General features: G+C 61.0%; 34 protein-coding genes. 2 read left to right on the top strand and 32 right to left on the bottom strand.

What is annotated here, in order from left to right:
• Window positions 1-13: 13 nt before the first annotated feature.
• Window positions 14-1369, bottom strand: a complete 1356-nt coding sequence (locus ACFJI2_RS29270) for an ATP-binding protein (RefSeq protein WP_377702965.1) — start codon at window positions 1367-1369, stop codon at window positions 14-16.
• Window positions 1366-2094 (bottom strand): response regulator, encoded by a 729-nt coding sequence (locus tag ACFJI2_RS29265; RefSeq protein ID WP_107869965.1) that lies wholly within the window; start codon window positions 2092-2094, stop codon window positions 1366-1368. Before ACFJI2_RS29265 ends, ACFJI2_RS29270 begins: the two co-directional genes overlap by 4 nt.
• 202 nt (window positions 2095-2296) lie before the next feature.
• On the opposite strand from ACFJI2_RS29265, the gene ACFJI2_RS29260 reads away from it, so the two are divergent.
• Window positions 2297-2818 carry a Spy/CpxP family protein refolding chaperone gene (locus ACFJI2_RS29260; protein ID WP_377702964.1) on the top strand — a complete coding sequence of 174 codons (522 nt, stop codon included), beginning with the start codon at window positions 2297-2299 and terminating at the stop codon, window positions 2816-2818.
• Between the two features lie 48 nt (window positions 2819-2866).
• On the opposite strand, the gene dsbD is transcribed toward ACFJI2_RS29260, so the two are convergent.
• Complete coding sequence (dsbD, locus tag ACFJI2_RS29255) at window positions 2867-4702, bottom strand: protein-disulfide reductase DsbD (protein WP_377702963.1); 1836 nt, start codon at window positions 4700-4702, stop codon at window positions 2867-2869.
• Window positions 4703-4898: 196 nt separating this feature from the next.
• On the opposite strand from dsbD, the gene ACFJI2_RS29250 reads away from it, so the two are divergent.
• Complete coding sequence (locus ACFJI2_RS29250; RefSeq protein ID WP_132133170.1) at window positions 4899-5534, top strand: PEP-CTERM sorting domain-containing protein; 636 nt, start codon at window positions 4899-4901, stop codon at window positions 5532-5534.
• Between the two features lie 57 nt (window positions 5535-5591).
• Here ACFJI2_RS29250 and rplQ read toward each other — a convergent pair whose 3' ends face one another.
• The 29 genes from rplQ to ACFJI2_RS29105 form a co-directional block, all read right to left on the bottom strand.
• Window positions 5592-5987 carry a 50S ribosomal protein L17 gene (gene rplQ, locus ACFJI2_RS29245; RefSeq protein ID WP_377702962.1) on the bottom strand — a complete coding sequence of 132 codons (396 nt, stop codon included), beginning with the start codon at window positions 5985-5987 and terminating at the stop codon, window positions 5592-5594.
• 132 nt (window positions 5988-6119) lie between these two features.
• Window positions 6120-7097, bottom strand: a complete 978-nt coding sequence (locus ACFJI2_RS29240) for a DNA-directed RNA polymerase subunit alpha (protein ID WP_026354946.1) — start codon at window positions 7095-7097, stop codon at window positions 6120-6122.
• 108 nt (window positions 7098-7205) lie between these two features.
• On the bottom strand, window positions 7206-7829 hold the full coding sequence (rpsD, locus tag ACFJI2_RS29235; RefSeq protein WP_028833791.1) for a 30S ribosomal protein S4: 624 nt from the start codon (window positions 7827-7829) through the stop codon (window positions 7206-7208).
• 231 nt (window positions 7830-8060) lie between these two features.
• Complete coding sequence (gene rpsK, locus ACFJI2_RS29230; protein ID WP_008444339.1) at window positions 8061-8465, bottom strand: 30S ribosomal protein S11; 405 nt, start codon at window positions 8463-8465, stop codon at window positions 8061-8063.
• A gap of 15 nt (window positions 8466-8480) precedes the next feature.
• A complete protein-coding gene (gene rpsM, locus ACFJI2_RS29225; protein WP_028833790.1) occupies window positions 8481-8846 on the bottom strand; it encodes a 30S ribosomal protein S13 in 366 nt (121 codons plus the stop codon).
• Window positions 8847-8873: 27 nt separating this feature from the next.
• Window positions 8874-8987 carry a 50S ribosomal protein L36 gene (rpmJ, locus tag ACFJI2_RS29220; RefSeq protein ID WP_005663407.1) on the bottom strand — a complete coding sequence of 38 codons (114 nt, stop codon included), beginning with the start codon at window positions 8985-8987 and terminating at the stop codon, window positions 8874-8876.
• Between the two features lie 31 nt (window positions 8988-9018).
• Entirely contained in the window at window positions 9019-9237 is a 219-nt protein-coding gene (gene infA, locus ACFJI2_RS29215; protein WP_005663428.1) for a translation initiation factor IF-1, read from the bottom strand.
• Window positions 9238-9258: 21 nt separating this feature from the next.
• Complete coding sequence (secY, locus tag ACFJI2_RS29210; protein WP_028833789.1) at window positions 9259-10593, bottom strand: preprotein translocase subunit SecY; 1335 nt, start codon at window positions 10591-10593, stop codon at window positions 9259-9261.
• A 32-nt stretch (window positions 10594-10625) separates the two neighbouring features.
• On the bottom strand, window positions 10626-11057 hold the full coding sequence (rplO, locus tag ACFJI2_RS29205) for a 50S ribosomal protein L15 (protein WP_132133173.1): 432 nt from the start codon (window positions 11055-11057) through the stop codon (window positions 10626-10628).
• A 27-nt stretch (window positions 11058-11084) separates the two neighbouring features.
• Window positions 11085-11261: a 50S ribosomal protein L30 gene (rpmD, locus tag ACFJI2_RS29200; RefSeq protein ID WP_028833787.1), complete on the bottom strand. Its 177-nt coding sequence runs from the start codon at window positions 11259-11261 to the stop codon at window positions 11085-11087.
• Window positions 11262-11272: 11 nt separating this feature from the next.
• Window positions 11273-11791, bottom strand: a complete 519-nt coding sequence (gene rpsE, locus ACFJI2_RS29195) for a 30S ribosomal protein S5 (protein WP_049817602.1) — start codon at window positions 11789-11791, stop codon at window positions 11273-11275.
• A gap of 10 nt (window positions 11792-11801) precedes the next feature.
• Window positions 11802-12164, bottom strand: a complete 363-nt coding sequence (rplR, locus tag ACFJI2_RS29190) for a 50S ribosomal protein L18 (RefSeq protein WP_028833785.1) — start codon at window positions 12162-12164, stop codon at window positions 11802-11804.
• A gap of 13 nt (window positions 12165-12177) precedes the next feature.
• Window positions 12178-12711, bottom strand: a complete 534-nt coding sequence (rplF, locus tag ACFJI2_RS29185) for a 50S ribosomal protein L6 (protein ID WP_057158344.1) — start codon at window positions 12709-12711, stop codon at window positions 12178-12180.
• A 9-nt stretch (window positions 12712-12720) separates the two neighbouring features.
• The gene (gene rpsH, locus ACFJI2_RS29180; RefSeq protein ID WP_056404280.1) at window positions 12721-13116 is read right to left on the bottom strand and encodes a 30S ribosomal protein S8; all 396 of its coding nucleotides are present in this window, start codon (window positions 13114-13116) and stop codon (window positions 12721-12723) included.
• A 14-nt stretch (window positions 13117-13130) separates the two neighbouring features.
• A complete protein-coding gene (gene rpsN / locus ACFJI2_RS29175; RefSeq protein WP_056404282.1) occupies window positions 13131-13436 on the bottom strand; it encodes a 30S ribosomal protein S14 in 306 nt (101 codons plus the stop codon).
• A 6-nt stretch (window positions 13437-13442) separates the two neighbouring features.
• Window positions 13443-13982, bottom strand: a complete 540-nt coding sequence (rplE, locus tag ACFJI2_RS29170; protein ID WP_056404284.1) for a 50S ribosomal protein L5 — start codon at window positions 13980-13982, stop codon at window positions 13443-13445.
• Between the two features lie 6 nt (window positions 13983-13988).
• A complete protein-coding gene (gene rplX / locus ACFJI2_RS29165) occupies window positions 13989-14303 on the bottom strand; it encodes a 50S ribosomal protein L24 (protein WP_107869961.1) in 315 nt (104 codons plus the stop codon).
• Window positions 14304-14314: 11 nt separating this feature from the next.
• Entirely contained in the window at window positions 14315-14683 is a 369-nt protein-coding gene (rplN, locus tag ACFJI2_RS29160) for a 50S ribosomal protein L14 (protein WP_050409761.1), read from the bottom strand.
• A gap of 252 nt (window positions 14684-14935) precedes the next feature.
• Window positions 14936-15208, bottom strand: coding sequence for a 30S ribosomal protein S17 (gene rpsQ / locus ACFJI2_RS29155; RefSeq protein WP_093556910.1), 273 nt, complete (start codon window positions 15206-15208; stop codon window positions 14936-14938).
• Window positions 15205-15396 carry a 50S ribosomal protein L29 gene (rpmC, locus tag ACFJI2_RS29150; RefSeq protein WP_056404290.1) on the bottom strand — a complete coding sequence of 64 codons (192 nt, stop codon included), beginning with the start codon at window positions 15394-15396 and terminating at the stop codon, window positions 15205-15207. Before rpmC ends, rpsQ begins: the two co-directional genes overlap by 4 nt.
• Before the next feature lie 12 nt (window positions 15397-15408).
• A complete protein-coding gene (rplP, locus tag ACFJI2_RS29145; protein ID WP_107869960.1) occupies window positions 15409-15828 on the bottom strand; it encodes a 50S ribosomal protein L16 in 420 nt (139 codons plus the stop codon).
• Between the two features lie 2 nt (window positions 15829-15830).
• Window positions 15831-16643, bottom strand: a complete 813-nt coding sequence (rpsC, locus tag ACFJI2_RS29140) for a 30S ribosomal protein S3 (protein ID WP_107869959.1) — start codon at window positions 16641-16643, stop codon at window positions 15831-15833.
• Between the two features lie 9 nt (window positions 16644-16652).
• Window positions 16653-16985, bottom strand: coding sequence for a 50S ribosomal protein L22 (gene rplV, locus ACFJI2_RS29135; protein WP_177307311.1), 333 nt, complete (start codon window positions 16983-16985; stop codon window positions 16653-16655).
• Entirely contained in the window at window positions 16982-17257 is a 276-nt protein-coding gene (gene rpsS, locus ACFJI2_RS29130; protein ID WP_050409767.1) for a 30S ribosomal protein S19, read from the bottom strand. The genes rplV and rpsS overlap by 4 nt, the downstream gene beginning before the upstream one ends.
• Window positions 17258-17266: 9 nt before the next feature.
• On the bottom strand, window positions 17267-18094 hold the full coding sequence (rplB, locus tag ACFJI2_RS29125; protein ID WP_107869958.1) for a 50S ribosomal protein L2: 828 nt from the start codon (window positions 18092-18094) through the stop codon (window positions 17267-17269).
• Window positions 18094-18411: a 50S ribosomal protein L23 gene (gene rplW, locus ACFJI2_RS29120; protein ID WP_056404300.1), complete on the bottom strand. Its 318-nt coding sequence runs from the start codon at window positions 18409-18411 to the stop codon at window positions 18094-18096. Before rplW ends, rplB begins: the two co-directional genes overlap by 1 nt.
• The gene (gene rplD, locus ACFJI2_RS29115) at window positions 18408-19028 is read right to left on the bottom strand and encodes a 50S ribosomal protein L4 (protein WP_056404301.1); all 621 of its coding nucleotides are present in this window, start codon (window positions 19026-19028) and stop codon (window positions 18408-18410) included. Before rplD ends, rplW begins: the two co-directional genes overlap by 4 nt.
• 3 nt (window positions 19029-19031) lie before the next feature.
• The gene (rplC, locus tag ACFJI2_RS29110; protein WP_056404304.1) at window positions 19032-19688 is read right to left on the bottom strand and encodes a 50S ribosomal protein L3; all 657 of its coding nucleotides are present in this window, start codon (window positions 19686-19688) and stop codon (window positions 19032-19034) included.
• Between the two features lie 179 nt (window positions 19689-19867).
• Window positions 19868-20947 carry a hypothetical protein gene (locus ACFJI2_RS29105; protein ID WP_377702961.1) on the bottom strand — a complete coding sequence of 360 codons (1080 nt, stop codon included), beginning with the start codon at window positions 20945-20947 and terminating at the stop codon, window positions 19868-19870.
• Between the last annotated feature and the right edge of the window lie 313 nt (window positions 20948-21260).

Below are 21260 nucleotides of genomic sequence, written 5' to 3'. Positions count from 1 at the left end.
GCAAATGCGGGAATTATTTCCCTGCGTAATATTCGGGCACCACCAGGGTGACTTCCAGGCCGCCGTCCGGGTGGTTGGCCAGGGCGATGCTGGCGCCGTGCTGCTCGGCGATGTTGCGCGCGATGGTCAGGCCCAGGCCGGTGCCGCCGGATTCGCGCGAGCGGGAGGTTTCAATGCGGTAGAACGGTTCGAACACTTGCGCCAGCTGGTCGGCGGCAATGCCGGGGCCGGCGTCGCGGATGCGGATGCGGGCCGCGCCCACCATGCGCTCCACCGTCACGCTGGCGCTCTGGCCGTACTTGACGGCGTTGTCCAGCAGGTTCACCAGGCAGCGGCGGATCGCCAGCGGGCGGCCCATCAAGGCCATCGCGGCGCGGCCTTTCAGGGCCACGTCCTGGCCGGCGTCGGCCGCGTCGGCGCACACGCTGTCGAGCAGGGAGTCGAGATCGAGCGCCTGCATGTTCTCGGTGCTGTCCATGCTGCGCGCCAGGTCCAGGCCTTCCTTGACCATCTGCTGCGTGGCCGACAGGTCGCCCAGCAGCTTTTGCTGCAGGTCGCTGTCGGTGACTTTTTCCAGCCGCAGCCGCATGCGCGTGAGCGGGGTTTGCAGGTCGTGCGTGATGGCGGCCAGCATTTGCGTGCGCTGGAAGATGTGCTGGCGGATGCGCGCCTGCATGGCGTTGAACGCGGCGCTGGCCTGGCGGATTTCACTGGCGCCGCTCAGGGCCAGCGGCGGGTGGTTGATGTCGTTGCCCAGGTCTTTCGCGGCCTGCGCCAGCTTCTGCAGCGGGCGCACGGCCATGCGGGTGACCAGGTAGGCCAGGCCGACTATGCTGAACAGGAAAGGCAGGATGCTGAACAGCTCGTTCTGTCCGGTGGGCGGCGGCGAGCGCGGCGGCAGCACGGTCAGGCGCAGCACCTGGCCGTCGTGCAGGCCCACGTGCACCACTTCGCAGATGCCGCGCCACTGGACCGGGCCGAAGATGGAGTTGATCTCGCGCGGCGCGTCGCAGGCGGCCGGCCGGCCCGGCTGCGGGGCCAGCACGTAGTCCTTGCCCAGGCGCGCGGACAGCTGGCGCGAAAAGGCGGTCTGGCGGGCGGCCGTGTCGATGGCGGCGTCGCTCGCTTCAAGCCGCAGGCCGCCCTGGCTGACGATTTTCAGGTAGGCCGCGCGCGCCTCGGGCGCCACCACGCTGATGGTGGAGATGAGCTCGTCGGAGCGGTCCAGCACGTAGGAGTCGCGGTAGCGCTCCAGCGTGCGCTGGCGTTCGGTGACGGCCAGGTAGTGCGTCAGCGCGGCCGAGGCCACAATGCCGAGCAACAGCACCAGGAAAATACGGCCCGTCATCGAACTGAGGAAAGCTTTCACGCGCCCGGCTCCACGCTGACGGCGCCGGCCAGCACATAGCCGCCGTTGCGCACGGTCTTGATGATTTGCGGCACGCGCGCGTCCTCGCCCAGTTTCTGGCGCAGGCGGCTGATCTGGATGTCGATCGAGCGGTCGAACGGATCGGCGTCGCGGCCCTGGGTCAGGTTCAGCAGCTGGTCGCGGTTGAGCACGCGGTTCGGGTGCTCGAGGAATACCTTGAGCAGGCGGAACTCGGCGCCCGAGAGCATGATGACGATGCCGTCCGGGTTCACCAGGTGGCGCGCGGTCAGGTCCAGCGTCCAGTTGGAAAAGCGCATCTGCTGCACCTTGTCGGAGCCGGCGTTGGACGGCATGGCGTGGCTGCGGCGCAGCACGCTGCGGATGCGGGCCAGCAGCTCGCGCGGCTCGAACGGTTTCGGCAGGTAGTCGTCGGCGCCCATTTCCAGGCCGAGGATGCGGTCCAGCGGTTCGTTGCGCGCGGTCAGCATGATGACCGGCAGCGAGGACGTGGCGCGCAGCTTGCGGCACAGGCTCAGGCCGTCGTCGCCGGGCAGGTTCAGGTCCAGCACGATCAGGTCCGGACGGGCTTCGTCGAGCTGTTTCCACATGCCGGCGCCGTCCGCCGCGCACTGGGTGCGGTAGCCGTTGGCTTCCAGGTAGTCGGCCAGCAGGGAGCGGATATCGCGGTCGTCGTCGACGATCAGGATGGTAGAAGTTTGTTCCATGCCTCAATTATCCTCAGTTCAGCGGGGGAAGGCCAATAAGGGTTTGTATCGGCTTGTATATCAGCTGTCACAACCTTGGGGAAACAGTTTGATACAAAAGCGGCCGCTGGGGCAATGCGGCGGCAACACCCCGCTGCCAAGATGTGTCCCATGTGCAGTGCACATAGATACGTCACTGAACCCCTACACTAAAGGATGGACCATGAACACGATACGCAAAACCCTGATCATCGGCATGACCGTGCTCGGCCTGGGCACGGGCGCCGCCTTTGCCGCCGATACCCCCGCCCCCGGCCGCCACGGCCAGGCCCTGACGCAGGAGCAGCGCGCCGCCAAGATGGCCGAGCGCCAGGCGAAATTCCAGGAAATGATGGCCAAGCACCAGGCCGCGCTGCACGACAAGCTGAAGATCACCGCCGCGCAGGAACCGGCCTGGAACGCTTACCTCGCCGCCACCGCGCCCAAGCTGCCGGCCGCCCGTCCGGACCGCGCCGCGCTGGCCCAGCTGAGCGCGCCGGAACGCGCTGAGAAGCGCCTCGAGATGCACAAGCAGATGCTGGCCCGGCAGGAAACCCGCCTGGCCGCGCTGAAGACCTTCTACGCCCAGCTGACGCCTGAGCAGCAGAAGACCTTCGACGAGGCTGCCAAGCGCATGCACGGCCGTTTCGGCGGCCATCGCGGCCACGGCGGCGGCCATGGCGGCGCGATGATGCGCCACGGCTAAGCATCAACATGGCAGCAAACACAAAGGGCGCCTCGGCGCCCTTTGTCGTTATTGCAGCTTGTTCAGCGACTTGAGGAAGGTCTCCGCGTTCTGGAAACCGACCACGCGCGAGTCGGGAATTTCCCGGCCCTGCGCGTCGAACAGAATGATGCCCGGCGGGCCGAACAGCTTGAAGCGCTTCAGCATGGCCTTGTCGTCCTCGTCGTTGGCGGTCACGTCCACCTGCAGCAGCACGGTGTTGGCCAGCTTGGCCTGCACGGCCGGGTCGACGAAGGTGAGCTTTTCCATTTCCTTGCAGGACACGCACCAGTCGGCATAGAAGTCCAGCATGGCGGTCTTGCCGCCGGTTTGCGCCAGCGCGGCGTCGAGCTGGGCCACGGTCTTGACGCGCGTGAAGTGCACCGGCTGCGCGCCGCCGCGCCCCAGGTGGGCCAGTGGCGCCAGCACGTCCTGGCCGCCGGTGGCCACGCCCACCAGCTGCACGCCGCCCAGGATGACGAACACCACGGCCGCAGCCTTGCCCAGCCAGCCAGTGCCAGCCTTGCCCCGGCCGCCGGCGGCCAGCAGGTAGACGCCGTAGCCTATGCCCAGCAGCGCAAAGCCCAGCATGGCCAGCTTGGCCGGCAGCACCGGCGCCACCAGCCACAGGGCCATGGCCAGCAGCAGCACGCCGAAGAATTTCTTCACATTGTCCATCCAGGCGCCGGCGCGCGGCAGCAGCGTGCCGGCCGATACGCCCACCAGCACCAGGGGAACGCTCATGCCGACCGCCATGGCGAACAGCGCGCCGCCGCCGATGACGACGTCGCGCGTCTGGCTGATGTAGACCAGGGCGCCGGCCAGCGGCGCGGCCACGCAGGGACCGACGATGAGCGCGGAAATGGCGCCCATGGCGAACACGCCGGCCAGCTTGCCGGAGGACTGGCGGTTGGACACCGTGCTCAGGCGGCTTTGCAGTCCGGCCGGCACTTGCAGCTCGTAAAAGCCGAACATGGACAGCGACAGCGCCACCATCAGCAGGCCGAAGGCGCCCAGCACCCAGGGGTTCTGCAGCGCGGCCGCCATGCCTTCGCCGATCAGGCCGGCGGCCACGCCCAGCGCGGTGTAGACGATGGCCATGCCGAGCGCGTAGGTCAGCGACAGCACCAGGCCGCGCCCGCGGCTGCTGCGCGCGCCTTCGCCGACGATGATCGAGGACAGGATGGGCACCATGGGCAGCACGCAGGGCGTGAAGGCCAGGCCCAGGCCGAGCAGCGCGAACAGCGGCAGGATCACCAGCAGGCGGCCGCCCTGCAGCGCGGCCTGGATCTTGCCCAGCTCGCTGATGCCGGCCGCCTCGGGCGCTCCGGCTCCGGCTGCGGCTCCTGCCACAGCTTGCGAGGCGCCCTGCCCCGCGCCGCTGCCCGGCAGCGACATGGCTGCGGTGGACACGGCGCCGTTGGCCGCACTGGTAGCAGCGCCGCCGCCGACGAGGCTGGCCTGCGCGTCCTGCGGCGAGTAGCACAGGCCCTTGTCGGAACAGCCCTGGGAGGTGGCGATCAGCGTGAACGGGCCGGCCGCCTCGACCGGAATGGTGATGGTGACCTGCTTGCGGTAGGTCTCCACTTCCTTGTTGAAGGTTTCGTCGAACTTCACCTTGCCGGGCGGAATGTCCGGCGTGCCCAGGATGGCGCCCTGCGCTTTGAACATGAAGCGCTCGCGGTACATATAGTAGCCGTCCGCGATCTCATAGGTGACGGTGGCGGTTTTCGCGTCCAGCATGCGGGCCGAGAATTTGAAGGCGACGGCGGGATCGAGGAACTCTTCCTCGGCGCGGGCCGGCGCGGCGCACAGCAGCGTCAGCAGGGCCAGCAGGCGGACCAGGGAGTGGGCAAAGCGGAACATGACTGCCTTCTAGAACTAAAACCTGCTTATGGTACACCTGCCCGGGCTTTCCCGCCCGGCCCTCGACAGTGTCGGATTTCTTTACACTCTGGCGGCTTGCGCAGCGCAAGCCCGGCGCAACTCATTGATACAAATCACTTTATGTTTCCTGGCACCATATTTGCTTTCCTGATGGACATTTTAAAAGAGGAAATGCATGAAACAAGTATTTGCCAAACTGGGGGCCGCGCTGCTGAGCGCTGGCCTGTGCAGCGCCGCGCACGCCACCCTGATCGAACAGGATTTCAAGACCGCCGGCGACGGCCTGCTGATCCTGGACACCGCCACCAACCGCCAGTGGGTGGACGTCACCCACACCACCGGCCTGACGGTGAACGGCTTCTTCAGCAGCTCGATTTACGCCGGCAAGGGCTTCCAGCTGGCCACGATGGCCGATGTGGCCAAGTTCTACCAGGACGCCGGCGCCACCACGCTGACCTACGGCGGCGGCACCAATCAGGTCGCGAGCAACTACAACGCTGCCGTGCTGCTCAACAACCTGATGGAGCACAGCAGCCCGTACACCGATACGGCCGGCAATTCCTGGGTGCACGGCTATACCGACGTCGGCACCAATCCCACCGTCGGCCTGTCGCGTTTCCTGCTGCAGAACACGACCGCCACCTTCGACATCAACTCGAACGGCGGCTGGAGCCGCGACACCTCGCACAGCTCGATCGGCGTCTTCGCCTGGCGTGCCGCGCCTGCCGGCGTGCCGGAACCGGCGTCGCTGGCCCTGTTCGGCATCGGCCTGGCCGGTGCGGCCGTGCTGCGCCGCCGCCGCAAGGCCTGACTCGTCCGCGCATAAAAAAAGCCAGGCTGAGCCTGGCTTTTTCTTACTCAGCGTAATTTACGCTTCGTCGGCCACTTCAACAGCTTCGCTGATCTCTGGACGGTCCAGCAGTTCAACGAACGCCATAGGAGCGTTGTCGCCTACGCGGAAACCCATTTTCAGGATGCGCAGGTAGCCGCCGTTACGGTTGGCGTAACGTGGGCCCAGTTCGGCGAACAGCTTTTGCACCATTTCGCGGTCGCGCAGGCGAGCGAAGGCCAGGCGCTTGTTGGCCAGGGTGTCGGTCTTGCCCAGGGTCAGGATCGGCTCGATCACGCGGCGCAGTTCCTTAGCTTTAGGAACGGTGGTTTTGATGGCTTCATGACGCAGCAGGGAAACGGTCATGTTGCGCAGCATAGCCAGGCGGTGGGACGAGGTACGGTTCAGCTTACGGAGGCCGTGACGGTGACGCATGGTACTTCCTTTCGATGATGTTTAATGCCGAGTTCTTCGATCGCCAACGCTAGCGCGAGGGCGCGGACCGGTTCATAAGGGTTAAACGCCCCCGGCACATGCCGGGGACGGGTACAGCATTTGCAACTGAGATTACTTCTCCAGACCTGCAGGCGGCCAGTTCTCCAGCTTCATGCCCAGAGTCAGACCACGCGAAGCCAGCACTTCCTTGATTTCGTTCAAGGACTTGCGGCCCAGGTTCGGCGTCTTCAGCAGTTCGTTTTCCGAACGCTGGATCAGGTCGCCGATGTAGTAGATGTTTTCCGCTTTCAGGCAGTTGGCCGAACGCACGGTCAGCTCCAGATCGTCCACCGGACGCAGCAGGATAGGATCGACCAGCGGGGCGCGCGATGGCGCTTCGGCGGCCGCTTCCGTGCCTTCCAGGGCAGCGAACACGTTCAGTTGATCGACCAGCACGCGCGCCGACTGGCGGATCGCTTCCTCAGGCGTGATGACGCCGTTGGTTTCGATGTTGATGATCAGCTTGTCCAGGTCGGTACGCTGTTCCACACGGGCCGATTCCACTGCGTACGACACGCGGCGCACTGGCGAGAACGACGCGTCCAGGATGATGCGGCCGATGGTCTTGTTGGTGTCTTCGGACAGGCGGCGGACGTTGCCCGGCACATAGCCGCGGCCTTTTTCCACTTTGATCTGCATGTCCAGCTTGCCGCCTGCGGTCAGGTGGGCAATCACGTGGTCCGGGTTGATCAGCTCGACGTCGTGCGGCAGATCGATGTCCGAGGCCAGGACGGCGCCTTCGCCTTCCTTCTTCAGGGTCAGGGTGACGGAGTCGCGGTTGTGGACTTTGAAGACCACGCCCTTCAGATTCAGCAGCAGATCAACCACGTCTTCCTGAACGCCGTCCAGCGACGAGTACTCGTGCACCACGCCGGCGATCGTCACTTCGGTCGGCGCGTAGCCGATCATGGACGACAGCAGCACGCGGCGCAGCGCGTTGCCCAGGGTGTGGCCGTAGCCACGCTCGAACGGCTCCATCACGACTTTAGCGTGACCGGCGCCCAGGGCTTCTACGTCGATGATACGTGGTTTCAACAAACTGTTTTGCATGAAATGTCCTCTTCAATACCCTCGGCTCATTACACCGATAAGGCTGATGGCATTAGTGAAAAAGCCCACTGGGCCAGACAGCCAGTGGGCGGTAACTACCGACTACGATTAACGCGAGTACAGTTCGACGATCAGCGATTCGTTGACGTCATGAGCGATTTCGTTACGCTCTGGCAGCGACTTCAGCGTGCCTTCCATTTTCTTGGAATCCACCGACACCCAAGCTGGCATGCCAACTTGTTCAGCCAGCGACAGCGCTTCGACGATACGCACTTGCTTCTTGGCCTTTTCGCGCACGGCGATCACGTCGCCGGTCTTGACGTTGTAGGAAGCGATGTTCACCACGTTGCCGTTCACGGTGAAGGCTTTGTGCGAGACCAGCTGGCGCGCTTCAGCGCGGGTCGAGCCGAAGCCCATGCGGTAGGCAACGTTGTCCAGGCGGGTTTCCAGCAGGGACAGCAGGGTTTCACCGGTGTTGCCTTTGCGGCGGTCGGCTTCAGCGAAGTAGCGGCGGAACTGGCGTTCCAGGATGCCGTACATGCGCTTGACTTTTTGCTTTTCGCGCAGCTGGTTGCCGTAGTCCGAGGTGCGGGCGCCCGACTTCACGCCGTGCTGGCCTGGCTTGACATCCAGTTTGCATTTCGAATCCAGGGAGCGGCGGGCGCTCTTCAGGAACAGATCAGTGCCTTCACGGCGGGACAGCTTTGCTTTTGGTCCGATATAACGTGCCACGGTGTTTTCCTTTAAATATGACGCCCCAGCCGCATCATGCGGTTAGGCGCTAGTCCAGCCTGCTTGCAGCTTGGACGGTGGCTGACAAAACGAAAAACCCGTCGAAATCCATCCGACAGGCGAGAACAGCCGGACAGTATAGCCGTTTCCGGCCCACTGTTCCAGCGGTTTTTTGCTTCCAAGAGGACGACGCCGGCGGCGGAAGTTAGCAAGCCCGCGCCGGCAGCGCCATTAGATACGACGACGCTTAGGAGGACGGCAGCCGTTGTGCGGTACTGGGGTCACGTCCTGGATCTCGGTGATCTTGATGCCCAGGTTGTTCAGTGCGCGCACTGCGGATTCGCGACCAGGACCTGGGCCCTTGATACGCACTTCCAGGTTCTTCACGCCGCACTCAACTGCCACTTTGCCAGCGGCTTCAGCAGCAACCTGCGCTGCGAACGGGGTCGATTTACGCGAACCCTTGAAGCCAGCGCCACCGGAGGTCGCCCACGACAGTGCATTGCCCTGACGGTCGGTGATGGTGATGATGGTGTTGTTGAAGGAAGCGTGAACGTGGGCGATACCTTCGGCAACGTTCTTCTTGACCTTCTTGCGTACGCGAGCTGCTGCTGCGCTGCTTTGTTGCTTAGCCATAATATTTTCCTAAGATTATTTCTTCAGCGATTGAGCGGCTTTGCGCGGGCCCTTGCGGGTACGTGCATTGGTGCGGGTGCGCTGGCCGCGGACCGGCAGGCCCTTGCGGTGACGCATACCACGGTAGCAGCCCAGATCCATCAGACGCTTGATGTTCATCGACAGTTCGCGGCGCAGGTCGCCTTCAACGACGAACTTGCCGATCTCATCGCGCAGCTTTTCCAGTTCGCTGTCGTCCAGATCTTTGATCTTCTTGTTGGTTGGAACACCCGTCGCCTGGCAGATGAACTGCGAGCGTGGGCGGCCGATACCGTAGATGGCGGTCAGGCCGATAACGGTATGTTGGTGATTTGGGATGTTAACCCCTGCAATACGTGCCATTCGTTATTCCTCGATAAATAACGGTTATTAACCTTGACGCTGCTTGTGACGCGGTTCGACGCAGATTACGCGGACCACACCTTTGCGCTTGATGATCTTGCAGTTGCGGCAGATGCGCTTGACTGAAGCGTTAACTTTCATTTTTGCACTCTCTTCTAGTACGATTGTTTATTTACTTGGTCCGGAACACGATGCGGGCCCGGCTCAGATCATAAGGTGTCAGTTCGACCGTCACCTTGTCGCCAGGAAGGATGCGGATATAGTTCATCCGCATTTTACCCGAAATGTGCCCGAGCACCACGTGCCCGTTTTCCAGCTTCACTCGAAATGTTGCATTGGGGAGATTTTCCAGAATCTCGCCTTGCATCTGTATGACGTCGTCTTTTGCCATTTTTCGTTATGTTTGCCGCGCTTAACGCTGCGGAATTCCGCCCTTGAAGTTTGCTTTGCGCAGCAGCGATTCATATTGCTGCGACATCACATAGTTTTGCACCTGGGCCATGAAATCCATGGTCACAACCACAATAATCAACAGGGAGGTGCCGCCAAAGTAGAAGGGAACCTTCCACTGGGCTTGCATAAACTCCGGCAACAAACACACCAGCGTGATGTAGACGGCGCCGGCCAGCGTCAATCGCGTCAGGATCTTGTCGATGTAGCGGGCAGTCTGCTCACCGGGACGGATCCCTGGCACAAAGGCCCCGCTCTTCTTCAAGTTGTCCGCTGTTTCCTTGCTGTTGAACACCAGCGCGGTATAGAAGAAACAGAAGAACACGATTGCAATGGCGTACAACAATGCATGGATAGGCTCGCCAGGACTCAACGATGCCGCCAGGTCTTTCATGAAACCGACGACCGGGCTGGACTTGTCGGCGCCCTTCGAGAACCACTCCACGAGCGTAGCCGGGAACAGGATAATCGACGATGCGAAGATCGGCGGGATCACGCCGGCCATGTTCAGCTTCAGCGGCAGGTGGCTGGTTTGGCCACCGTAGATCTTGTTGCCGACTTGACGCTTGGCGTAGTTGACCAGGATCTTGCGCTGCCCACGTTCCACGAACACCACGACGAAGGTAACCAGGGCTACCAGCACCACGATGAGGATGGCCGAGAAGCTGCCGATCGAACCGGTCGACACCTGGGAGAACAAGCCTCCCAAGGCGCCCGGCAGACCGGCGGCGATGCCGGCGAAGATGATGATGGAGATGCCGTTACCGAGACCGCGCTCGGTAATCTGCTCCCCCAGCCACATCAGGAACATGGTGCCGGTCAACAGCGTCACGATCGTCACGAAGCGGAAGCCCAGGCCCGGGTCCAGCACCAGGCCAGGCTGCGATTCCAGGGCCACGGACACACCCAGCGCCTGGAACAGCGCCAGTGCCACCGTCGCATAACGGGTGTACTGGGTGATCTTGCGGCGGCCGGATTCGCCTTCCTTCTTCAGCGCTTCCATCTGCGGCGACACGATCGACAGCAACTGCATGATGATCGAGGCCGAGATGTAGGGCGTGATACCCAGCGCAAACACCGTAAAGCGCGACAGCGCGCCACCGGAGAACATGTTGAACATGCCCAGGATGCCGCCCTCTTGCGCCTTGAACAGGGTCGCGAGCTGTACCGGGTCTACACCCGGTACAGGAACGTGAGCGCCGATACGGTACACCACCAATGCGCCAAGCAGGAACCACAGGCGGCCCCAAGGGAAGCCAGCTGCGGCGCTCTTAGCAAGTTGTGGGTTGGTCGCCAATTTTCGCTCCGATCTAGCTGTTAGCTATCTGCTCAGGCTACCGAGCCGCCAGCCGCTTCGATGGCCGCTTTCGCGCCCGCGGTGACTTTCAGGCCTTTGACCACGACGGCTTTGGTGATTTCGCCGGAGGCGATCACGCGCACGTCGCGGGCCAGCACGCCCAGCACACCGGCTTGCTTGAGGACCAGAATGTCGACTTCGCCGGTTGGCAGGTTGTTCAGGTCGGACAGGCGCACTTCAGCTTTGAAGGTGGCGTTGAGCGACTTGAAACCGCGCTTAGGCAGACGGCGTTGCAGAGGCATCTGACCGCCTTCGAAACCGACTTTGTGGAAGCCGCCCGAACGCGATTTTTGACCTTTGTGACCACGGCCGGAGGTTTTACCCAGGCCGGAGCCGATACCGCGACCGACGCGACGCTTAGCGTGCTTCGCGCCTTCTGCAGGTTGAATGGTATTCAGTTCCATTAATTTCTCCAGATCGCAAGCCTAAGCTTACGATACGACTTTCACGAGGTAGGCGACCTTGTTGATCATGCCGCGTACCGATGGGGTGTCCTGCAGCTCGGAAACCGAGTTGACACGGCGCAGACCCAGGCCGCGCACGGTGGCGCGGTGGTCTTGACGGGTGCCGATCAGGCCCTTCACCAGTTTGACTTTGATAGTGCTCATGTGGTTTCCCCTTAAGCCAGGATGTCTTCCACCGACTTGCCGCGTTTCGCAGCGATGTCAGCAGCAGTACTGATTTTCGACAGGCCGTCCAGGGTCGCGCGCACCAGGTTGTATGGGTTGCTCGAACCGGTGGATTTGGCCACCACGTCCGTCACGCCCATCACCTCGAAGATCGCGCGCATGGCGCCACCAGCGATCACGCCGGTACCCGGCTTGGCTGGCATCATCATCACTTTCGACGCGCCGTGGCGGCCGATCACGGTGTGATGCAGCGTGCCGTTTTTCAGCGGCACTTTGATCAGGTTGCGGCGGGCTTCTTCCATTGCCTTTTGCACACCCACTGGCACTTCTTTCGATTTGCCCTTACCCATGCCGATGCGGCCATCGCCGTCACCAACTACGGTCAGCGCCGCGAAGCCCATGATACGACCACCCTTGACCACTTTGGTCACGCGGTTGATCGCGATCATTTTTTCGCGCATGCCGTCATCCGGCTTGTCGCTTTGCATTTTAGCTTGCATTTTTGCCATGATCGTACCCTTAGAACTTCAGACCGGCTTCGCGGGCAGCTTCTGCCAGCGCTTTGACACGGCCGTGGTAACGGAAACCGGAGCGGTCGAACGCAACTTCGGTGATTCCTGCTTTCAGTGCTTTTTCTGCTACGCGCTTGCCCACCAGTGCGGCGGCAGCGGCGTTGCCACCCTTGCCCGATTTGCCGGCCAGTTCTGCGCGCACTTCCGCTTCCGCGGTCGAGGCCGAAACCAGTACTTTGGCATCCGGGGAGGTCAAGTTTGCATAGATGTGCAGGTTGGTGCGGTGTACCGACAGGCGGTTCACTTTCAGCTGCGCAATCTTGATCCGGGTTTGACGTCCGCGACGCAGACGAGATTCTTTTTTATCCATCGTCAGCCCCTAATTACTTCTTCTTGGTTTCTTTGATCTTAACCACTTCGTCCGAATAACGGACGCCCTTGCCCTTGTATGGCTCAGGAGCGCGGTAAGCGCGAACTTCAGCGGCCACCTGGCCAACCTTTTGACGGTCGATACCCTTGATCAGGATCTCGGTCGGGGTCGGGGTTGCCACGGTGACGCCTTCTGGCATCGCGTGCACAACCGGGTGCGAGAAGCCCAGCGACAGGTTCAGCTTGTCGCCAGCGGCTTGCGCCTTGTAACCCACGCCAACCAGGTTCAGCTTCTTCTCGAAGCCCTTGGTGACGCCGGTGACCATGTTGTTCACCAGCGCGCGCAGCGTGCCGGACATGGCATTGGCTTCGCGGCTGTCGTTGGCCACGTCGAAGGACAGGGTGCCAGCGTTGTTTTCTACTTTCACCAGGCCGTTCAGGGACTGGGTCAGTACGCCCAGCGGGCCTTTTACGGTGATCGCTTGTGCGGAGATGGCGACTTCAGCGCCAGCTGGCACAGCGATAGGCATTTTAGCTACACGAGACATTATTGCTCCTTACGCGACGTAGCAGATGACTTCGCCGCCGACGCCGGTAGCGCGTGCTTTGCGGTCGGTCATGACGCCTTGCGGGGTCGACACGATGGCAACGCCCAGGCCGTTCATCACGGTTGGGATTTCATCCTTGCCCTTGTAGACGCGCAGACCCGGACGGGACACGCGCTCAAGGCGCTCGATAACAGGACGGCCTACATAATATTTCAAACCGATTTTGAGTTCCGACTTGCCACCGGCTTCGGCGACAGCGAAATCTTCAATGTAACCCTCGTCCTTGAGGACGTTGGCAATCGCTACTTTGACTTTCGACGATGGCATGGCCACGGTCGTTTTTTGAACGCCTTGGGCGTTGCGAATGCGGGTCAGCATATCGGCGATAGGATCGCTCATACTCATTGCTTGTTCTCCTATTACCAGCTGGCTTTAGTCATACCCGGAATCTCACCACGCATGGCGAATTCACGGAGCTTGATACGGCCCAGACCGAATTTACGGAAGGTGCCGCGTGGACGACCGGTGACGGCGCAACGGTTGCGCTGGCGGGTCGGAGCGGAGTTGCGTGGCAGGGCCTGCAGTTTCAGGCGTGCTTCGTAACGCTCTTCTTCCGTCTTCGACTGGTCGTCGATGATGGCCTTCAGCGAGGCGCGCTTGGCAGCGAATTTGTTTGCCAGGTCGACGCGCTTCTGTTCACGGTTAATCAGTGCGAGTTTTGCCATGATCTATTAGTTCCTGAACGGGAATTTAAAGGCGGCGAGCAGAGCTTTCGCTTCGTCGTCGGTCTTCGCGGTGGTGGTGATCGAAATGTTCATACCACGCAGCGCATCGATCTTGTCGTACTCGATCTCTGGGAAGATGATCTGTTCTTTCACACCGATGTTGTAGTTGCCGCGACCGTCGAACGAACGACCGGACACGCCACGGAAGTCACGCACGCGCGGCAGGGCCACGGTGATGAAACGATCCAGGAACTCGTACATGCGGGCGCCGCGCAGGGTCACCATGGTACCGATCGGATAGCCTTCGCGGATCTTGAAACCGGCGATAGCTTTGCGCGACTTGGTGGTCACTGGCTTCTGGCCGGCGATCTTGGTCAGGTCGCCAACAGCGTGCTCCAGAACCTTCTTGTCAGCGATTGCTTCGCCCACACCCATGTTCAGGGTGATCTTGGTCAGGCGCGGCACTTCCATTACCGACTTGTAGCCGAATTTCTCGGTCAGCTCGGCAACGATTTTGTCTTTATAGACTGCTTGCAGACGGGCCATTTCTTATTACCCTTTCACTACTTCGCCGTTCGACTTGAAGACGCGGACTTTTTTGCCGTCCACATCTTTGAAGCCTACGCGATCTGCCTTACCGGTCGCAGCGTTGAACAGAGCAACGTTGGACACGTGAATAGGCATGGTCTTGTCAACGATGCCACCAGTTACGCCAGTCATCGGGTTCGGCTTGGTCGCTTTCTTAGCAACGTTGACGCCCTCAACCACGACGTGCTCAGCGTCTACACGCTGTTGCACGATACCGCGCTTGCCCTTGTCTTTACCGGTCAAAACGATGACTTCGTCGTTTTTGCGAATCTTATCCATTTACTGACTCCTTACAGGACTTCCGGTGCCAGGGACACGATCTTCATGAACTTCTCAGTGCGCAGTTCGCGCGTGACAGGTCCGAAGATGCGGGTACCGATCGGCTCCAGCTTGGCGTTCAGCAGCACGGCGGCGTTGCCGTCGAACTTCACCAGGGAGCCGTCTTGGCGGCGCACACCTTTAGCGGTACGCACAACCACAGCGTTGTAAATTTCACCTTTTTTGACACGGCCGCGTGGCTGGGCAACCTTGACGGTTACCTTGATCACGTCGCCAATGCCAGCGTAACGGCGCTTGGAGCCGCCCAATACCTTGATGCACATGACTTCTTTGGCACCGGTATTGTCGGCCACTTCGAGCCGGCTTTCAGTTTGAATCATAGTATTCTCTTTCCCAACTTAAGCCGAAGAATCCACACAATGCGGACCTCTCGGTCAGTCTTGGTCCCGCCAGTGACTTGCGTCGCTGTTTGGGTGCTTGACCTTCGTACAAGTACTGACCGCAGGTGCGCGTCTGCGGAGAGACACTTTGCGGCGATACATGAGCGAAGCCCGCAAGTATCACATAAAACCTGCGGGCTTGCAAGAACTAATTGAAAACCGCCACCGTCAGGGACGGCGGCGGCTGGTCAATTAAACGATTTGTGCAGCTTGCACTACACGAGTCACCGTCCACGCCTTCGTTTTGGAGATCGGACGGCCTTCCTGGATCTCGACCGTATCACCGGCTTTGACCTGGTTGGACTCGTCATGTGCGTGGTATTTCGCCGAGCGCACAATGATCTTGCCGTACAGAGGGTGCTTCACGTGACGTTCGATCAGAACGGTAACGGTCTTGTCCATCTTGTCGGACACCACTTTACCGATCAGCGTGCGCTTGAGCGACTGTTTCACTGGTTGGTTCATTTGGCTTCCTTCAGATTCATTACCGTCTTCACACGCGCGATGTCGCGGCGTACCTTCTTGAGCTGCGAAGTATTGCTCAGCTGTTGCGTAGCGACTTGCATACGCAGACCAAACTGGGCCTTCAACAGATCGTTCAGCTCTTTTTGCAGAGCTGCCTGGTCTTTGCCGCGGAGTTCAGATGCTTTCATATTTCACTCCTATTATTGGCCAACCTGGCGCACCACGAAGGTGGTAGCCAGCGGCAGTTTGGCAGCAGCCAGGCGGAACGCTTCGCGTGCCAGTTCTTCTGCGACGCCATCCATTTCGTACAGGACTTTGCCTGGACGGATTTCAGCGACGTAGTATTCCGGGTTACCTTTACCGTTACCCATACGAACTTCGGCCGGCTTGTTCGAAATCGGCTTGTCCGGGAAAACGCGGATCCAGATACGGCCGCCACGCTTGATGTGACGGGTCATGGCGCGACGTGCCGATTCGATCTGGCGCGCGGTGATACGACCGCGAGCCACTGCTTTCAGACCGAATTCGCCGAACGACACCGAAGTGCCGGCGGTGTGCGAAATGCCGGTGTTGCGGCCTTTCTGCTCTTTACGATACTTCCTGCGTGCTGGTTGCAGCATGGTTATTCTCCTGCTTTCTCAGCTGGTGCAGCGGCGGCCGGTTTAGCGGAACGCACGCGGGCAGCACCTGCCGGGGATGGTTTAGCACCGGCTGGACGTGGGCGGCCGGAAGGCTTGCCATCGTCGCGGCGTGGGCCGCGGCTCTTCTTCTCGTCAGCTGGGGTCTCGATGACTGGTGCTTCGCCGGTAGCGGAGCGGTCGCCCTTGTAGACCCAGACTTTCACGCCGATGATGCCGTACGTGGTCGACGCTTCGCTGGTGCCGTAGTCGATGTCGGCGCGCAGGGTATGCAGCGGCACGCGGCCTTCGCGGTACCATTCTTTGCGCGCAATCTCGATGCCGTTCAGACGGCCCGACGACATGATCTTGATGCCCAGGGCACCCAGACGCATGGCGTTTTGCATCGCGCGCTTCATCGCGCGGCGGAACATGATGCGCTTTTCCAGCTGCTGCGAGATCGAATCGGCGATCAGCTGCGAATCGATTTCCGGCTTGCGGATTTCTTCGATGTTCACGTGCACCGGCACGCCCATGATCTTGGTCAGCGCCGACTTCAGTACTTCGATGTCTTCGCCTTTTTTACCAATGACCACGCCTGGACGCGAGCTGTAGATCGTGAAGCGCGCGTTCTTGGCTGGACGCTCGATGACGATACGGCCGACCGAGGCGTTCTTCAGTTTCTTTTTCAGGAAAGCGCGAGCTTTCAAGTCTTCGTTCAGCATGGCAGCGAAATTGCCGTTGCCTGCGTACCAGCGCGAAGCCCAGTTACGGGTGACCGCCAGACGGAAACCGGTTGGATGAATTTTCTGACCCATCGTGGCTCCTTAGTTACCGACAGTCACGTACACGTGACAGGATTGTTTCGAAATGCGGTCGCCACGGCCCTTTGCACGCGCGGTGAAGCGCTTCAGGATCGGGCCCTTTTCGACGTAGATCGTTTTCACGAACAGCTCGTCGATATCGGCACCATCGTTGTGCTCGGCGTTCGCGATTGCGGACTCCAGCACTTTCTTGATGATGGCCGCGCCTTTTTTCGGGCTGAACTGCAGAATGTTCAGCGCAGCGTCTACCTTTTTGCCACGGATCAGGTCAGCCACCAGGCGGCCTTTTTGATCCGACAGGCGCACGCCTTTGAGGATAGCTTTGGTTTCCATTATTTCTTAGCCTTTTTGTCAGCAGCGTGGCCCTTGAACGTACGGGTCAGCGCGAATTCGCCGAGCTTGTGACCAACCATGTTCTCGGAAACATACACAGGCACGTGCAGCTTGCCGTTGTGCACAGCGATCGTCAGACCGATGAAGTCAGGCATGATCGTCGAGCGGCGCGACCAGGTTTTGATTGGCTTTTTGTCTTTGGTCGCTTGCGCGGCTTCGACTTTTTTCACCAGGTGGGCGTCACAGAACGGCCCTTTTTTCAATGAACGAGTCATGGTTTATCCTTATTTCTTGCCGCGGCGCGAGACGATCATCGAAGAAGTACGCTTGTTGCTGCGGGTCTTCTTACCCTTGGTCTGCTGGCCCCATGGCGATACTGGGTGACGACCAGCTGCGGTACGGCCCTCACCACCACCGTGCGGGTGGTCGATCGGGTTCATGACCACACCGCGAACGGTAGGACGCACACCGCGCCAGCGCATCGCACCGGCTTTACCGATCTTGCGCAGGCTGTGTTCGGCATTGCCGACTTCGCCCACGGTCGCGCGGCACTCGATGTGCACGCGGCGCACTTCACCCGAGCGCAGACGCACTTGGGCGTAGGTGCCTTCGCGGGCCATCAGCACGACGCCGGCGCCGGCGGTACGGGCCATCTGGGCACCCTTACCTGGCAGCATTTCGACGCAGTGCATCACGGTACCGACCGGGATGTTGCGGATTGGCAGGCAGTTGCCCGACTTGATCGGCGCTTCCGAACCGTTCATCACGCTGTCGCCCACGCTCATGCCCTTGGTGGCGATGATGTACTGGCGCTCGCCGTCGGCGTAGCACAGCAGGGCGATATTCGCGGTGCGGTTTGGATCGTATTCGATACGTTCCACTTTCGCAGGAATGCCATCCTTCTGACGCTTGAAGTCGACCAGGCGATAGTGCTGCTTGTGGCCACCGCCGATGTGGCGGGTGGTGATGTGGCCGTTGTTGTTACGGCCGGCAGTTTTGGATTTCTTTTCAACCAGGGCTGCGAACGGACGGCCTTTGTACAGGTCGGCGTTTACAACCTTCACCATGCCGCGACGGCCTGGGGAGGTTGGCTTCATCTTAACGAGTGCCATTATTTAGCCTCCTCGGAGAAATTGATTTCCTGGCCAGGCTTCAGGCACACGAAAGCACGCTTGGTGTGGTTGCGGCGACCGATGAAACGGCCCGAACGCTTAACCTTACCTTCGCGGTTGACGGTTTGCACCGACAGGACTTCAACCTTGAACAGCAGTTCAACGGCTGCCTTGATCTCAGGCTTGGTCGCATCCGGCAGTACGCGGAACACGATTTGCTCGTTCTTTTCCGCGACCATGGTGGCCTTCTCGGAAATGACCGGAGCCTGCAGCACCTTCATCAGGCGCTCTTCGCTGTGTTTGATGACTGCGCTCATGCCAGCATCTCCTCAATCTTGGCCAGTGCCGCTTTGGTGACCAGGATCTTCTTGTAGAAGACCAGCGACATTGGATCTGCGTGACGTGGCTCAACCACCAGCACGTTCGGCAGGTTACGGGAAGCCAGTTCCAGGTTTTCTTCGATGTTGTCAGCGATGATCAGCACCGATTCCAGACCCATGGCGTTCAGCTTTTGCGACAGCAGCTTGGTCTTTGGAGCTTCGATAGCGAAGTCTTCAACAACCACCAGGCGCTCTTCGCGAGCCAGTTGGGACAGGATCGAGCAGATACCGGCGCGGTACATCTTCTTGTTCACTTTATGGGTGAAGTTCTCGTCAGGCGAGTTCGGGAAGATGCGGCCACCGCCGCGCCACAGTGGCGACGACGACATACCAGCACGAGCGCGGCCGGTGCCTTTTTGGCGCCATGGCTTCTTGGTCGTGTGGTGGACTTCTTCGCGGTCTTTCTGCTTACGGTTGCCGCTGCGAGCATTGGCTTGGTAGGCAACCACGATCTGGTGGATCAGGGCTTCGTTGTAATCACGGCCGAAGACGGTGTCAGCGGCGGCAACGTTGGAAGATGCTTGACCTTGAGCATTCAGGAGCTTGAGTTCCATCGATTAAGCCCCTTTCTTTGCTTTGACTTTGACAGCAGGCGAGACGACCACTTGGCCGTTTTTCGCGCCTGGTACCGCGCCTTTGACCAGCAGCAGCTGACGGTCGGCATCGATACGAGCGATTTCCAGATTCTGGGTGGTAACAGTAACGTCACCCATGTGGCCGGTCATGCGCTTGCCTGGGAATACACGGCCCGGGTCCTGCGCCATACCGATCGAACCTGGTACGTTGTGCGAACGCGAGTTACCGTGGGTCTGACGACCGGAGGCAAAGTTGTGACGCTTGATGGTACCGGCGTAGCCCTTACCGATGCTCGTGCCCTGAACGTCGATCTTCTGACCAACTTCGAACAGCGAAGCGGCGATAACTTCACCAGCTTTCAATTCTGCAGCTTTAGCAGCGTCAACGCGGAACTCTTTCAGCAGAGTACCGGCTTCGACACCAGCTTTGGCGTAGTGACCGGCTGCGGCTTTGGTCACGCGGGAAGCGCGACGTTGACCGAAGACGACCTGAACAGCGGAATAACCATCCGTTTCAGGGGTTTTGATTTGCGCAACGCGGTTGTTCGACACGTCCAGCACGGTGACTGGGATCGAATCCCCATCATCCGTGAAGATGCGCATCATGCCAACCTTGCGACCGAGGAGGCCTAGGCTCATTTTTTCTCCATTCCCACCTACGATTGGGCGGGGCTTTGTTTAACTACAAAAATTAGTACGGCCCGTAAAAAGATGGAATCCATACCGAAGCCGGCTAGTGTAGCGTGAAAAGACTCTTGACGCAACAACTTAGTACGGGGTATGTCAATTATTTGCCGCGCTGCGCAACCGCGCTGCGGTCACGGCAAAATGCGCACCCGGCACAGGCGGTAGGGGTAGGGTTCGGCGCCCACCGCGGCGGCGTAGCGGCGGCAGCTGCCCGGCTCCAGCGCCACTCCGTACTGGCCCGCCAGCTGGGCCGCCTCGGCCTCGGTGGCGCGGTCGATGGCCTCCAGGTCGAGCCGGTAGCGCGCCTGCAGCTCCAGCGTGCAGCGCCCGTCCGGCAAGGGCTGCATATCGACCTGGAAGCGCACCTTGCGCAGCCAGCTGTCGAGACGGGCGCAGGCGGACGGGCTGGCAGTCAGGCCCAGCCCGTCGGCAAGCGCGCGCTTGCGCTGCAGGCCGGAAGTCTTGATGTTGCGTGCGCCCGACAGCATCAGGTAGTGCGGGCCGGTGCGCGTCGTCATCAGGGCGCGCAGCTGCGCGCGGTACTGCGGCGACTCGGGAAAGCCCGTGCCGAGGCCGGCAAACGCCACCTGCACCGGATAGAAAGTGGCCAGCCAGGCCAGCGGTGGATGCGACTGGGCAATGAACACCACCGTCTGTTCCGGCTGTGCCAGCGCCGGCACGTCGGCGCTGAAGCTGCGCTCGGCCCAGCCGGCGTGACCGAAGCTGGTGAACGGGAACACCGCCAGCGCGGCCGCCAGCAAACTCCAGGCCCCGATGCGCGCGGCCGCCGCAGCCGGCAGCAGCGATTGCAGGCACAGCCACACCATGAGCGGCGCCAGCAACTCGATCGGCACCAGGTAGCGGTAAATGCTGAACAGTTCCATCCATGCCACGCAGGCCAGGCTGAAGAACAGCAGCACGAAGCGGCTGCGCGCGGCCAGCGGCGCGCGCGGCGCCAGCACCCCAGCCCGGCGCAGCAGCCAGGCCAGGCCCAGCGCCAGCACGGCCGCATAGGCCAGCGGCCAGATCAACTGGGCCAGCGGCACTTCCACCACGCGCGCCATGTTGCGCGTAAAGATGAAGGGCCAGAGCAGCGTCTCGCCCAAGTCCCTGGGCCGGAAGTAGGTGTCGATGACGCCCTTTTCCAGCGCCAGCGGGCTGTGGAACAGGTTATTGAACTGGGGAACAGCGGATTGCCGAATACTTGCCACATTTTCAAGAACCAGTAGCCCCCCGTCGTAAACAGTCCGGCCAGCACGCCGATCCCGAACACGAAAGCCAGCCGCACGCGCTGCCAGAACGGCAAGGGCATGGCGAAGAACGCCAGGCACAGCGCCACCGCGAAGGTCACATTGGTCAGCTTCAGGCCCAGCCCCAAGCCCATCAGCAGGCCGGCGCCGGCCGCCGCCAGCGCGGCGCGCCGTCCCCATTGGAGCAGCGCATCCCAGCGGCGCAGCAGGACCAGCAGCGCACCCAGCACCAGCAAGCTGGTCATGTTGTCGCCCATCGAGTTGCCGATTTCGC

Origin of the sequence: Pseudoduganella sp. UC29_71 (genome assembly GCF_042693265.1) — a bacterium.
Taxonomy (GTDB): Bacteria; Pseudomonadota; Gammaproteobacteria; order Burkholderiales; family Burkholderiaceae_D; genus Rugamonas.
This window is presented reverse-complemented; position numbering and strand designations above follow the sequence as displayed.